General features: G+C 58.9%; 11 protein-coding genes. 8 read left to right on the top strand and 3 right to left on the bottom strand.

Features of this window, described 5'->3' with window-relative positions; genetic code table 11:
* Positions 1–3 precede the first annotated feature (3 nt).
* From AB8846_RS03605 to AB8846_RS03615, 3 genes are read right to left on the bottom strand one after another with little or no spacing between them, the layout of a single operon-like run.
* On the bottom strand, positions 4–1,536 hold the full coding sequence (locus AB8846_RS03605; protein WP_370732052.1) for an ABC transporter substrate-binding protein: 1,533 nt from the start codon (positions 1,534–1,536) through the stop codon (positions 4–6).
* Positions 1,537–1,551: 15 nt separating this feature from the next.
* A complete protein-coding gene (ddpX, locus tag AB8846_RS03610; protein ID WP_335243802.1) occupies positions 1,552–2,127 on the bottom strand; it encodes a D-alanyl-D-alanine dipeptidase in 576 nt (191 codons plus the stop codon).
* A 12-nt stretch (positions 2,128–2,139) separates the two neighbouring features.
* Positions 2,140–2,994 (bottom strand): MurR/RpiR family transcriptional regulator, encoded by an 855-nt coding sequence (locus AB8846_RS03615; protein WP_370732053.1) that lies wholly within the window; start codon positions 2,992–2,994, stop codon positions 2,140–2,142.
* 266 nt (positions 2,995–3,260) lie between these two features.
* Here AB8846_RS03615 and AB8846_RS03620 point away from each other — a divergent pair, with 266 nt between their 5' ends.
* From AB8846_RS03620 to AB8846_RS03655, 8 genes are all read left to right on the top strand, one after another.
* Positions 3,261–4,742: an alpha/beta hydrolase gene (locus tag AB8846_RS03620; RefSeq protein ID WP_370732054.1), complete on the top strand. Its 1,482-nt coding sequence runs from the start codon at positions 3,261–3,263 to the stop codon at positions 4,740–4,742.
* 95 nt (positions 4,743–4,837) lie between these two features.
* Positions 4,838–6,049 carry a diguanylate phosphodiesterase gene (locus AB8846_RS03625; RefSeq protein ID WP_370732055.1) on the top strand — a complete coding sequence of 404 codons (1,212 nt, stop codon included), beginning with the start codon at positions 4,838–4,840 and terminating at the stop codon, positions 6,047–6,049.
* An 88-nt stretch (positions 6,050–6,137) separates the two neighbouring features.
* Positions 6,138–7,028 carry an aminoimidazole riboside kinase gene (locus tag AB8846_RS03630; RefSeq protein WP_370732056.1) on the top strand — a complete coding sequence of 297 codons (891 nt, stop codon included), beginning with the start codon at positions 6,138–6,140 and terminating at the stop codon, positions 7,026–7,028.
* A gap of 173 nt (positions 7,029–7,201) precedes the next feature.
* Positions 7,202–8,719: a carbohydrate porin gene (locus AB8846_RS03635; protein WP_370732057.1), complete on the top strand. Its 1,518-nt coding sequence runs from the start codon at positions 7,202–7,204 to the stop codon at positions 8,717–8,719.
* 67 nt (positions 8,720–8,786) lie between these two features.
* A complete protein-coding gene (locus AB8846_RS03640; protein WP_024909534.1) occupies positions 8,787–10,157 on the top strand; it encodes a sucrose-specific PTS transporter subunit IIBC in 1,371 nt (456 codons plus the stop codon).
* Positions 10,157–11,563, top strand: coding sequence for a sucrose-6-phosphate hydrolase (locus AB8846_RS03645; protein ID WP_370732058.1), 1,407 nt, complete (start codon positions 10,157–10,159; stop codon positions 11,561–11,563). Before AB8846_RS03640 ends, AB8846_RS03645 begins: the two co-directional genes overlap by 1 nt.
* A 28-nt stretch (positions 11,564–11,591) precedes the next feature.
* Positions 11,592–12,608 carry a LacI family DNA-binding transcriptional regulator gene (locus tag AB8846_RS03650; protein ID WP_370732059.1) on the top strand — a complete coding sequence of 339 codons (1,017 nt, stop codon included), beginning with the start codon at positions 11,592–11,594 and terminating at the stop codon, positions 12,606–12,608.
* Positions 12,609–12,697: 89 nt separating this feature from the next.
* Complete coding sequence (locus AB8846_RS03655; RefSeq protein ID WP_370732060.1) at positions 12,698–14,242, top strand: methyl-accepting chemotaxis protein; 1,545 nt, start codon at positions 12,698–12,700, stop codon at positions 14,240–14,242.
* Positions 14,243–14,355 lie beyond the last annotated feature (113 nt).

The following is a 14,355-nucleotide window of genomic DNA, read 5'->3' on the forward strand; positions in this document are numbered from 1 at the left end:
CCGTTATTTGCTCATGGTGGCGATGTTGAACACCTGCTCGAGCATCGGATTAAAGGTGAAGCCTTTGACCTCTTTGTTCATCGCCAGCTGGTAGTTCTTCTGGAACAGATAAACGTAGGCCGCCTCGTCGATGACCACCTTTTGCGCCTGCTGGTAATCTTTGGTGCGTTCCGCCTGGTCGGTCGTTTTCAGCGCCGCCTGCAGCAGGGAATCGACCTCTTTGTTCTCATAGAACGAACGGTTGCCCGGCAGCCCTTTTTTGTCCGATTCGAACCAATAGTTCATGAACATGTACGGGTCGGCGAAGTCGGGGCTCCAGTTGCCGATGGCAATGTCGTAATCGCCTTTGCCCACGCGGTCGCGCATGGTGGCGTTGGCCAGTTTTTCCAGCTTGACGTTAACCCCGAGTTTGCCGAGGCTGGCCTGAGTGGAAAGGGCGATCGGCTCCCAGTTCGGATCGTTATCCGAATAGAGGAAGGTCAGGCTGGCGGGTTTGTCTTTGACCTTCTCCAGCGCCGCTTTGGCTTTGGCCTCATCGAAGCTGTACTGCATGGCCGTGGCGTCAAAGCCCCACATGCCTTCCGGGATCGGGCCGCGCATCTGCTTGCCGTTGCCGCTCAGAATGCCTTTCACCATTCCCTGGTAATCCGTCGCCCAGGAGATGGCCCGGCGTAAATCCACCTGATTGAGCGGCGCTTTACTGTTGTTGAGATAGAGGTAAGTTACGCGCAGGGACGGATATTCCGCGACGGCGACTTTGCCTTCCTGCTTCAGGGCCGCCAGCTGATCGACAGGCAGGGCGTCGGCAATGTCCAGATCGCCGCGGGAAAGCTGCAATCGGCGCGAGGCGCTTTCACCGATAATTTTCACCGAGACGCGCTTAAAGTGCGGCTTCTCACCCGGCCAGTGGGGGTTTGGTACCAGGATCAGCTGCTGGCCTTTCTGCCAGCTTTTGAGCATAAAGGGCCCGGAACCGGCGGTGTTTTGCGCCAGAATACCGCGCGCATCGTCTGCGGCATTGGCCTTCAGCACCGCCGGGTTAATGATGGACGCCCCGTCGTTTGCCAGCGTATACAGGAAAGGCGCGAACGGCTGGCTGAGGGTGAACTTCACCGTATGGTCATCGACGGCATCAATTTTCAGGTCTTTCGGGAAGGCTTCAGACGGCCCCTGGCCGAGCTTCAGCAGGCGCTCAAAGGAGAGTTTTACCGCTTCAGCGGTGACCGGCGTGCCGTCGGAGAATTTCGCGTTATCCGCCAGGGTAAAGGTCCACTCCTTCTGGTCGTCGGACGCCTTCCAGCCCGTCGACAGATCGCCTTCCACCTCGGTCGAGCCCGGCTTGTATTTGACCAGACGCTGGTAGGACGGATAGGTCACGGTCCAGTCGTTGTTATCAATGGTGATGGCAGGATCGAGCGTTTGCGGGTCGGCGGCTTTGCCGATCGCCAGCATGTCTTTCGGGACGGCAGCCAGCGCCAGCGGGGCGCTCAGGGCCAGCGTGGCGGCAATTACGGTCGAGAGAAGCGATGTTTTCATTGCAGTGCTCCAGGTTTAAAGAGAGGTGTGCGTCAGGGGAAAACAGGCAAAACGGTCGTCAAGCAGCGGATAGCTGGCGGCGTTCGGCAGTTCGAAGTGCCACCATTCGCTGCTGATACCGACAAAACCGCCGCCGAACATGATGGCGTTCAACAGCAGACGGTTGCGCTGGGCGTGCGGCGGCACGGAGGGGTGATACGAATGCGATCGGTCATGCATTTCGTCAAAACCGGCCCCCATATCCAGCACGGCGTTATGTTCATCCATCAGGGTGACGTCGATGGCCGTACCGCGGCTGTGATTGGAGCCAATCGCCACGTCGACCACGTATTCCGGGTTCGGGCAGGCATCCCACAGCTGAGCCTGCGCCTGCTGCGGCCGATAGGCGTCGTAGACCACCAGCTTTAGCCCGGCCAGCGAGGCAATGCTGATGGCTTTTGCCAGCGCGGTGGCCGCGTCGGTATGCAGCAGGCACAGCGCCTCCTGATAGATCGGGCGGCCGGTGATGTTGTCGGCGGTGGCGTACTTCAGATCGATATGCAGCGTGGGGAACGTCTTCGCTACATCAATCAGTTCACTCTCTTCGGGCATAGCTCCGCTCCTTTAGCGTTCGAATTGACCAAACTCTTGTTGTAATTGTCGGTTTACCGCCAGACGCGCCGGGAGGGCGTTACCCAGCGCTTCCGCCACGCCCGACAGCAGCAGGTTGAACAGGCAGCTCACGGGGGCAAGTGAATCCCAGAAATGACCGGTATCGGTTTTCACCTGCAGTAAATCAATCGGGTAATCCCGCGCCCACGGGCACCAGATGTCGGTGATTAAGGCCAGCGGAATGCCTTTCTCGCTGGCGAAGCGGCAGTACTGGCGGGCCATCGAGGAGTAGGTGCGCGTATCGGTCAGCACAACGTACGGGTGCGAAAACCCCGAGTTCAGGGATTCTACCCAGCTGCCGGAAGCCCCCTCCGAATAGCTCACGCGCGGGCGGAGGTACTCAAGGTGGCTGAAGAAGGCGTTGGCAATCCCGCGCGTGGACTGGATCCCCAGCACAAAAACCGCGTCCGCGTGGGCGAGGTTGTGCACCACCTGACGGAAGGCGTCCGTTTGCGCCAGCTGATACACCTGCGTGATGGCATCCACTTCCAGCGACAGGGCATGCTGAAGGCGGCTGGAAAGGGGGCGCTGCTGCTGCCAGGAGTCCAGCCGCTCGTTCATGCCCCAGGGCTGATACGGATCGCGCAGGCTTTTTTTTGCATCTTCCAGGTTGCGATACCCCAGCTTGCGCAGGAAGCGTCCAACGGTAATTCCGCTGGTCCCGCTTGCCTGACCCACGCTCTCAGCCGTTTCAAACGGGATTTGCGCGGCGTGCGCTAGCAGCCAGCTCCCGACCCGCTTTTCGCTGGGCGTGAGCTGGCTGAACGTCGCTTCGATACGGCTTAACATCTCAGGTTTCGTCGTCATACCGCCTCGCTGTTAACAGGCTGTCAATGGCTGAGTTTGTGTTACCTGGTTAACAATGCATGACGCGTGCCATGTTCACAGGGCGGGTAAAACCCGCTGTGCGGTAAACTTCATGCAATAATTGTTTAACCAATGATCAACATTTGTGCAGCGTAGTTCACTTTTGGTGCACTGTCTGACGCGGCAGGTATGAATTTGGTGAATACGTCAGTCCGTTCACATTTTTGATAAGATAGATGTACTGTGAATATAAAAGGGATTCCGGCATGGCAAATCTGCCCTGGCGAGTCAGCGTGCGCCTGATGACGCTTGCAAAGAAAATAGGGGTGGTCGTAGGGATAGTCCTGCTCGTCCTGCTGGCGGTTAGGGTCTATCTCTCGCAGCAGGGACCGGAACTGCACCTCTGGCATACCTGGCGGGCCGACGAGATGTCCGTGCGCGAGATGGATAACGCCAATTTTGCCGGGTATATCGCCCGGGAAAACGCCATTTTCGCCGATCTCGATCGCGCGGTGACGGCGAAAACAGAGGGCGAGGAACGTACGCCGCTAAACCGCTATTATCGCCAGAGCCTGGTGTGGCCCGGTCAGTTTGCTCCCGATGCCAACCGTTCGTTTGTGCTGATGCCTGCCGGAAAGCCGCGCGGCGCGGTAGTGCTGCTGCACGGTTTGACGGACTCGCCTTACAGCGTCAGGCGCCTTGCGGTGAACTATCAGCAACGCGGTTTTGTCGCGGTGGTCCCGCGGCTGCCCGGGCACGGCACCGCGCCCGGCGCGCTGACGGACGTTGACTGGGAGATGTGGCTGGCGGCGACGCGTCTTGCGGTGCGGGAAGCCACGCGTCTGGCGGGTGAGGCTGTGCCGCTGCATCTGGTGGGCTACTCCAACGGCGGGGCGCTGGCGATGAAATATACCCTCGATGCGCTGGACGCGCCTGCGCTGCGTCGACCGCAGCAGGTGATACTGCTCTCACCGATGCTCGGCGTGACGGCCTTTGCGCGCTTTGCCGGTTTCGCCGGGCTACCGGCGCTGCTGCCAGCCTTTGCTAAAGCGGCGTGGCTGAATATCGCGCCGGAATATAACCCGTATAAATATAACTCGTTCCCGGTGAACGCCGCGCGCCAGTCGTGGCTGCTGACGAAGGCCCTGCAGGAGCAAATTGGCCGCGCGGCGCGGGAGCAGCGGCTGACACAGCTGCCGCCGGTGCTGGCGTTCCAGTCGGTGATGGATTCCACGGTCAGCACCCGCGCGGTGGTGACCGGCCTGTTTGACCAGCTTCCGGCAAACGGCAGCGAGCTGGTGGTGTTTGACATCAACCAGGCGGCGAGCTTCCGCCCGCTGTTCAAACTGTCGTCCTGGACGGCCACCTCGGCGCTGCTGCCGGTTGCGCAGAGACGTTACGGTGTCACGATTATTACTAATGCGGACGCACACAGCTTCTCGACGGTAGCGAAAATTACCCCGGCCGGCAGCACCCGGGAGACGGTGGTGCCGCTCGCGCAGGCCTGGCCGCAGGATGTCTATTCGCTGTCGCACGTTGCCGTGCCGTTCCCGCCGGATGACGATCTCTATGGCCGTGAGCCTGGGGTGAAAAACCGCTACGGCATCAGCCTGGGGACAATTGCGCTTTGGGGCGAAACCTCCGTATTGAGCGTCGGAAAAGAGGCGCTGATGCGGGTCACCTCAAACCCGTTCTACGACTATATGCAGGAGAAGATTAACAGCCGGATCGGGGACGCGGAAAAGTAACCTTCCACTGTGGTGTGAATATGTTAGGTCGCATTGATTAAGTATGTTAAATAATAGCTTTAAGGCACCGCTCTTTCTCATTGGAACCTATTTTTGTGCTGACGACTCTGATTTACCGAAGCCAGTTGAATTTATCCCGCCCCTCCACCGAGCTGCGGGAGCTGGTGGAGCGCGCCAGAGGCCGTAACGCAAAGCTGAACATTACCGGTGTACTCCTTGCGAAAGGGAGCGACGTTCTGCAAATCCTGGAAGGGTCGGAAGAGAGCGTGGTTAACCTGTTCCATAAAATCCGTGATGATAAGCGGCACAGTGGGGTGGTTGAACTGATGCGGGATTACGGCCCGCGCAGACGCTTCGAAAACGTCGGGATGCTGCTGTTCGATCTGCAAACGCAGTCGCCGAAAGAGGTGCTGCAGTCGGTCCTGCACTACAGCAAGCTGGACAGCTATCTCACCTCCGACGATCGGGTATTCAAATTTATTCAGACGTTTATTATGGGCAAACGTCCGGCCCCGTCGGGCGCGCGCTATGTTCCTGAAAAATGGACGCTGTCACCCGAGGCGTTACCCTTTGGCGAACGCCTGGGACTGATGGCCAACCAAACCTGCCAGTTTGCGCTCCAGCCCATCGTTGAGCCCTCGGAAGGGAAGATCAGCTCGCTGGAAGCCCTCATCCGCGGCAACGACGGCGGCAGCCCGGAGCATTTCTTCAGCACCCTCGACCCGGACAAACTCTACGAAGTCGATCTCCAGACGAAAGCGTATGCCTTTGCGCTGGCGGAAAAGCTGGGGATTGGCAGCCATAAAATTGCGGTCAATCTGCTGCCGATGTCGCTGGTGAATGTCCCCGGCGCAGTGGAATTTCTGGTCGATCAGATTAAAAAACATGGTCTTCAGCCGGAGCAGGTGGTGATTGAAGTCACCGAAAACGAGATGATCTCCGGCTTCAACCAGTTTAACAGCGCCATCAAGCAGCTTCGCGGCGAGGGCGTTGGCCTGGCGATCGATGATTTTGGTTCCGGCTATGCCGGTCTTTCGCTGCTGACCCGCTTCCAGCCGGATAAAATTAAGATTGACCGGGAGATAGTGAGCGATATCCACCTCAGCGGCCCGAAGCAGGCGATTGTGCGCTCCATCGTCAGCTGTTGCTCCGATCTCGAAATTACCCTGGTGGCCGAAGGGATCGAGAAGATAGAGGAGTGGTGCTGGCTCGAGTCTGCCGGTATCCGTCGTTTCCAGGGCTTTCTGTTCGCCCGTCCGCAGATTAATGGCGTCGGTGATATTCACTGGCCGCATCTGGTGCGTTAGCCAATTTTCCTTCCGCGTTATTTCCCCTTCGCCCTGCCTGTGCTTAAATAGCTAAATCGGTTTAATATGGTTTAGCTAAGAGGGTTACATGAAAAAAATCTGGGTACTTGGCGATGCGGTAGTGGATTTGCTGCCTGATGGAGAAGGCAGATTACTGCAGTGTCCCGGCGGCGCACCGGCAAACGTCGCGGTCGGCATTGCCCGGCTGGGCGGCCAGAGCGCCTTTATCGGCAGGGTTGGCGACGATCCTTTCGGACGTTTTATGTCTAAGACATTAGCCGACGAGCGGGTCGACGTGAAGTCTATGCGCCTTGATCCGGCGCACCGCACCTCAACAGTGGTGGTCGATCTGGATGACCACGGCGAACGCTCGTTTACCTTTATGGTGCGCCCGAGCGCCGATCTGTTTCTGGAACCTGCCGATCTGCCGACGTTCAGCGCCGGGGAGTGGCTGCACGTCTGTTCCATCGCGTTAAGCGCAGAGCCGAGCCGTTCCGCGACGTTTGAGGCGATGGCCGCCATTCGCGAGGCGGGCGGCTACGTCAGCTTCGACCCCAATATTCGCCCGGACCTCTGGCCGGATGAGAACGCGCTGCGCCGCTGCCTGGAGCAGGCCCTGCAGAGCGCAGACGTGGTGAAACTCTCTGTCGAAGAGCTGGCGTTCTTAACCGGAGATGTGCCGGTAAGCGTCGGTCTGAACGCGCTGATGGCGCGCTGCCCGGCGCGTCTGGTGCTGGTTACTCAGGGTAAAGAGGGCGTCATCGCCTGGCATGACGGCACCGTTAAGCACTATCCGGCAACTCCCGTTCAGTGCGTCGATACGACCGGCGCGGGCGATGCCTTCGTCGCCGGACTGCTCTACGGCCTGGCCGCCGGGCAGGACCTGACGCCCGTCATCGCCTTAGCCCAGCGCTGCGGCGCGTTAGCCACTACCGCCAAAGGGGCGATGACCGCATTGCCCTGGCAGCACGATCTGTAATTCCTTCCTTCACAGGCCGCCATCCGGCGGCCTGAATTGTCGCCTCGATCACACTTACTAAAACGGTTTAGCAAAAAAGATTGCCGATCCAAAATTCAGAGGTTTAGTATCAGCAACCTAAACCGGTTTAGCAATTTAGCACGTTTAATGACTTCTTTTAGGGATGCGACAAAATGTATAAAAAACGCAGACTTGCCGTGATGATAGGCATGCTGGCCGGAAGTACCTCTGTTTTTGCCCAAACGGATATGACAAGTATCGAAGCGCGTCTTGCCGCGATGGAGCAGCGACTCCAGGCGGCGGAAACGCGTGCGCAGGTGGCTGAGAAGCGCGCCACGGATGCGGAACAAAAAACGCAGCAGCTGGTTGCCGCCCAGCAGCAGACGCAAACGACAGCCCAGGCGGTGGCGCAGCGTACCACCGCGCTGGAGAAGAAGGCGGATCAAAGCAGCGGGTTTGAGTTCCACGGCTACGCCCGTTCGGGCCTGCTGATGAACGATGCGGCCTCCAGCAGCAAAAGCGGTCCTTATCTGACCCCGGCCGGTGAAACCGGCGGTGCGGTAGGGCGTCTGGGTAACGAAGCCGACACCTACGTTGAGCTGAACCTGGAGCACAAGCAAACCCTGGACAACGGGGCCACTACGCGCTTCAAAGCGATGCTGGCCGACGGGCAGAGAACCTATAACGACTGGTCAGCCGATACCAGCGATCTCAATATTCGCCAGGCCTTCGCGGAGCTGGGCAATCTGCCTGATTTTACCGGCGCGCTGAAGGGCAGCACCTTCTGGGCGGGTAAACGCTTTGACCGCGACAACTTTGACATTCACTGGCTGGATTCCGACGTGGTGTTCCTCGCCGGTACCGGCGGCGGCGTCTACGACGTGAAATGGAACGATTCGCTGCGCAGCAACTTCTCCATCTACGGCCGCAACTTCGGCAGCGTGGAGCAGACCGACAATAACGTGCAGAACTATATCCTCACCATGAACCACTTCGCCGGACCGTTCCAGCTGATGGTGAGCGGCCTGCGGGCGAAAGATAACGACGACCGTAAAGACACCAACGGCGATCTCATTAAAACCGATGCCGCCAACACCGGCGTTCATGCGCTGGTCGGGTTGCACAACGAAAGCTTCTACGGCCTGCGTGAAGGGACCGCCAAAACGGCGCTGCTGTACGGTCACGGGCTGGGTGCGGAAGTGAAAAGCATCGGCTCCGACGGCGCGCTGCTGCCTGAGGCGGATACCTGGCGCTTCGCAAGTTACGGTGTCACGCCAATCGGCGGAGGCTGGAGCGTTGCGCCCGCCGTCCTGGCGCAGAGCAGTAAAGATCGCTACGTGAAGGGCGACAGCTATGAGTGGGTGACGCTCAACACCCGCCTGATTAAAGAGGTGACGCAGAACTTCGCCCTGGCGTTTGAGGGAAGCTATCAGTACATGGATTTAAGTCCGGAAGGCTATAAGGACCGCAACGCCGTTAACGGCAGTTTCTACAAGCTGACCTTTGCGCCGACGTTAAAAGCGAGCAAAATCGGCGATTTCTTCAGCCGTCCGGAGCTTCGTCTGTTTGCCACCTGGATGGACTGGAGCAGCAAACTGGATCATTACGCCAGCGATGATGCCTTTGGCAGCAGCGGCTTCAACGCCGGCGGGGAATGGAACTTTGGGGTCCAGATGGAAACCTGGTTTTAACCCATCACGCTCCCGCCTGGCGGGAGCGTTTCGCACATCATAAAAAAGAAGTCAGGCAGAGGTATCTATGGATTTTAATCAAATCGCCCGCGAGCTTATTCCGCTGCTCGGTGGCAAGGAAAATATCGCCAGCGCGGCGCACTGCGCAACGCGTCTTCGTCTGGTGCTGGTTGATGACGCGCTTGCCGATCAGCAGGCGATCGGCAAGGTCGACGGCGTAAAAGGCTGTTTTCGTAACGCCGGGCAGATGCAGGTGATTTTTGGCACGGGCGTGGTCAACAAGGTATACGCCGCGTTTATTCAGGCGGCGGGGATTAGCGAGTCCAGTAAATCTGAGGCCGCGGACCTGGCGGCGCGCAAGCTGAACCCGTTCCAGCGCATTGCCCGTCTGCTCTCCAATATCTTTGTCCCGATCATTCCCGCGATTGTGGCATCCGGCCTGCTGATGGGCCTGCTCGGCATGGTGAAAACCTACGGCTGGGTCAATGCGGATAACGCCATCTACATCATGCTGGACATGTGCAGCTCCGCGGCGTTTATCATTCTGCCTATTCTGATCGGTTTTACCGCCGCGCGGGAATTTGGCGGCAACCCGTATCTCGGCGCGACGCTGGGCGGCATTCTGACGCACCCGGCGCTGACCAACGCCTGGGGCGTGGCCTCCGGCTTCCACACCATGAACTTCTTCGGCCTTGAGATCGCGATGATTGGCTATCAGGGCACGGTATTCCCGGTGCTGCTGGCCGTCTGGTTCATGAGCATCGTGGAGAAAAACCTGCGCCGCGCGATCCCGGACGCGTTAGACCTGATCCTGACGCCGTTCCTCACCGTCGTTATCTCCGGCTTTATCGCCTTGCTGATTATCGGCCCGGCGGGGCGCGCCTTAGGGGATGGCATCTCCTTCGTTCTGAGCACGCTGATCGCCCACGCGGGCTGGCTGGCCGGGCTGCTGTTCGGCGGGCTTTACTCGGTGATTGTGATCACCGGTATTCACCACAGCTTTCACGCGATCGAAGCAGGGCTGCTGGGTAACCCGTCGATTGGCGTGAACTTCCTGCTGCCTATCTGGGCCATGGCGAACGTGGCGCAGGGCGGCGCCTGTCTGGCGGTGTGGTTCAAAACCAAAGATGCCAAAATCAAAGCCATTACCTTACCGTCGGCGTTTTCTGCGATGCTGGGCATCACCGAAGCGGCCATTTTTGGTATCAACCTGCGCTTCGTTAAGCCGTTTATCGCCGCGCTGATTGGCGGCGCGGTGGGCGGGGCCTGGGTGGTCTCAGTCCATGTCTACATGACCGCCGTTGGGTTAACCGCTATTCCGGGCATGGCCATCGTGCAGGCCAGCTCGCTGCTCAACTATATTATCGGTATGGTGATTGCCTTCGGCGTGGCATTTACCGTCTCACTGCTGCTGAAATATAAAACGGACTCTGAATAATGACGTTACCTTCCCGCTGGCCTGCGATCCTGCAGGCCGTTATGAAAGGCCAGCCGCGGGCGCTGGCGGATAGCCACTATCCGCAGTGGCACCCCGCGCCGGCGACGGGGCTGATGAACGATCCCAACGGGTTTATCTGGTTTGCCGGCCGCTACCACCTGTTCTATCAGTGGAACCCGCTGGACTGCGAGCATCGGTTTAAATGCTGGGGGCACTGGAGCTCTGCGGACCTGGTGCACTGGCAGCACGAGCCGCTGGCGCTGATGCCCGACGAAGCGTATGACCGCAACGGCTGCTACTCCGGTAGCGCCGTGGATAACCAGGACGTCCTGACCCTGTGCTACACCGGCAACGTCAAGTTTGATGACGGCAGCCGCACGGCCTGGCAGTGCCTCGCCGTGGAACAGCCGGACGGGACCTTTAAGAAGCTGGGGCCGGTGCTGGCGCTGCCGGAAGGCTACACCGGCCACGTGCGCGACCCGAAGGTGTGGCAGCACGACGGGATGTGGTACATGGTGCTCGGCGCGCAGGATGTGCAAAAGCGCGGCAAGGTGCTGCTGTTTAAATCAGCCGATCTGCACGCCTGGACGTCGTGCGGGGAAATCGCCGGTCACGGGGTCAACGGCCTGACGGATGCGGGGTATATGTGGGAGTGTCCGGACCTGTTCGCGCTCGACGGAACGCACGTTCTGATCTGCTGCCCGCAGGGGCTGGCGCGCGAGCCGCATCGCTACCTCAACACCTATCCGGCCACCTGGATGAGCGGGGCGTTTGACTATGCAAACGCCGCATTTGACCACGGCGATCTGCACGAGCTGGACGCGGGCTTTGAGTTTTACGCTCCGCAAACGACGCTGGCGGAAGACGGGCGACGCATTCTGATCGGCTGGATGGGCGTACCGGACGGGGAAGAGATGCTTCAGCCAACCCGGGCGCACGGCTGGATGCACCAGATGACCTGCCCGCGTGAATTACGCTATCGCGACGGCAGGCTCTGGCAGACCCCGGCGCGCGAGCTGGCGGCGCTGCGCGAAGATGAGCAGCGCTGGCAGGGGCGCGCCAGCGAAGCGCCAGGCCTGGACGCGACGCGCCTGGAGTTTGAGCTGAACGTATCGCAGGTGAATGTCGATTTTGGCGGCGCGCTGCGTCTCACGGTCGATGAGCAGGGCATACGGCTTGAACGCGCGAGCCTGAAAACCGGTGAAACGTTGAGCCGCTACTGGCAGGGCGACGTCACTCATTTGCGCGTTCTGTGCGACCGCTCCAGCGTTGAAATTTTCATCAATCACGGTGAAGGGGTGATGAGTAGCCGCTATTTTCCTGACCATCCGGCCCGGGTGCGATTCGAAGGTGCGTCCGATATCACATTACGCTACTGGTCGCTGCGCGCCTGCATGATAGAATGAGGGTTTTGGCAGCCGGATCTAAGTCGTTGTGAGAAAAACAAAACGCGTCACCATTAAAGACATCGCGGAGCTGGCGGGTGTGTCAAAAGCTACCGCCAGCCTGGTCCTGAACGGGCGCAGCAAAGAGCTTCGCGTGGCGGAAGAGACGCGCGAGCGCGTGCTGGCGATTGCAAAAGAGCACCACTATCAGCCCAGCATTCACGCCCGGTCGCTGCGCGATAACCGCAGCCACACCGTTGGTCTGGTGGTTCCTGAGATCACCAACTACGGTTTTGCCGTCTTTTCTCACGAGCTGGAAACGCTGTGCCGCGAGGCGGGCGTTCAGCTGCTGATCTCCTGTAGCGATGAGAACCCGGGGCAGGAGACGGTGGTGGTGAACAACATGGTGGCGCGTCAGGTGGACGGGCTGATTGTGGCCTCCAGCATGCTTAACGATGCGGACTACCACAAGCTGAGCGAGCAGCTGCCCGTTGTCCTGTTTGACCGCCACATCAACGACAGCGCGCTGCCGCTGGTCATCACTGATTCCATTACTCCAACGGCGGAACTGGTGGCCGACATTGCGCGCCAGCATCCTGATGAGTTCTACTTCCTCGGCGGCCAGCCCCGTCTATCCCCGACGCGCGACCGTCTGGAAGGGTTTAAGCAAGGGCTGCGTAATGCCGGTGTGGAACTGCGCCCCGAGTGGATCATTCACGGCAACTATCACCCGAGCTCCGGGTACGAGATGTTTGCTGAACTCTGCGCCCGTCTGGGTCGTCCGCCGAAAGCGCTGTTCGCCGCCGCCTGCGGGCTGCTGGAAGGGGTGCTGCGCTATATGGGCCAACATAACCTGTTGCAAAGTGACATCAGGTTAGCCAGTTTTGACGATCACTATCTCTACGATTCGCTGACGATCCCCGTGGATACCATTCGCCAGGATAACCGTCAGCTGGCGTGGCACTGCTTTGATTTGATTAGCAAATTGATTGAGGGCGAGACCCCGGAACCGCTGCAGCGGAAGCTGGATGCTACCCTGCAGCGACGCTATAAGTCAGCGAAATAGCCCGACTTGATACTTCAATAACTTTAATTAATTTAAGTTTTGGAATGGCCGATAACCAAAAGGAATAATTTTCCTTGAGGTATTGGTTTATGTCGTTGAAAAAGTCGTCCCTGATCGTCCTGTTCTCACTGCTTTTCTTCTTTGTTGTCAGCACTGTGACCAGCGTGGGCCTCATCATTAAAAGTAATAATTCCCTGGATAACGTCAACAAAGAGATCCAGGTTGTGCTGTCCATTATTGACCCTATCAACCATAGCCGTACGCTGCGCGTGCGGGTGATGGAGTATGTGAAGATGGTGGAAGCGGGCAACTCGGCGGACGGGGCTGCAAAGCTAACCGCCGTGAAAGAGGCGCTGACCAAAGCGGACCACGCCTTTGCGGCCTTTATGGCTTCGCCGCGTCTGACGGATGAAGCGTCGCTGGTGACTGCCTATCAGGATGCCTGGCAAAACTACCGCAACCAGGGACTGGCGCCGCTGATCGATGCCGCCGAGGCGCACGATGTGGCCAAATTTAACGCGCTGATCCCGGAAGTCTCCCGCCTTGACCGTCAGTACGAGATCGTTCTCGACCAGGTCCTTTCCGTCCACCAGAAATACGCCAAAAGCCTGAACGAAGATGCGAGCAGCAATTTCGTCTCCGGCCTGGCGATCATTGCCGCTATCGCCAGCCTGTTTGTGGTGGTGATTGTCGCCGTCAGCCTGCTGATGAAGCGCTTTGTCTTTGCGCCGGTAAACCTGGCGCGCGAGCACTGCAGCCAGATTGCGGCAGGCAAGCTGGACATACCGGTGCCGGTAAAGGGGAGCGCACATAACGAAATCGATCATCTCATGAGCTCGATGGAACAGATGCGTCAGGCACTGCTTGAGACCATCGCCCAGGTGCGCGACGCGAGCCATACCGTAACGCACGCGGCCCAGGAGATTGCCTCCGGGAATATCGACCTGGCGTCACGTACCGAGCAGCAGGCTTCCGCGTTAACCCAGACGGCGGCCAGCATGGAAGAGCTGAGCGCGACGGTGGCAAACAATACCGACAACGTTTACCAGGCCGGTAAACTGGTACAGGACGCGGTGAAAAATGCCCACACCGGCGAAGCGGTGACCCGCGAAGTCATCGACACGATGAATACCATCGCAGCGAACTCGAAGCGCATCGAAGACATTACCAGCGTAATTAACAGCATCGCCTTCCAGACCAACATCCTGGCGCTGAACGCGGCGGTTGAAGCCGCACGCGCCGGTACGCAAGGACGCGGCTTTGCGGTCGTGGCCAGCGAGGTACGCACCCTGGCGCAGAAAAGCGCGGTGGCGGCTAAGGACATCGAGAGCCTGATTGCCCAGTCGGTTTCCAGCGTGAAAAACGGTGCGGAGCTGGTTAGCCGCTCGGGCGAGGTGATTGACTCGATTATTTCATCGGTGAACAAAGTGAATACGCTGATGGAGCAGATCTCCGTCGCCTCTGAAGAGCAGAGCCGCGGGATCAGCCAGGTCGGGCAGGCGGTGACCGAGATGGATGGCGTGACCCAGCAGAACGCCGCGCTGGTGCAGCAGTCCGCCGCGGCCGCGGCCTCGCTGGAAGAGCAGGCGCAGCAGCTTTCACGGAGTATCTCGAGTTTTAGTTTGCCGGTGTAGGCTTGATTGTGTAAAGGAGGCTCCGCAGGGAGCCTTTGAATGTTAGCCATAACTGACCAGCCAAAATCACATAGCAAGGAAATAATAATCTTATTTCATCATATATCATGATA

It is taken from the genome of Enterobacter sp. KB-221C9, from assembly GCF_041320715.1.
Lineage (GTDB): Bacteria > Pseudomonadota > Gammaproteobacteria > Enterobacterales > Enterobacteriaceae > Enterobacter > Enterobacter asburiae_D.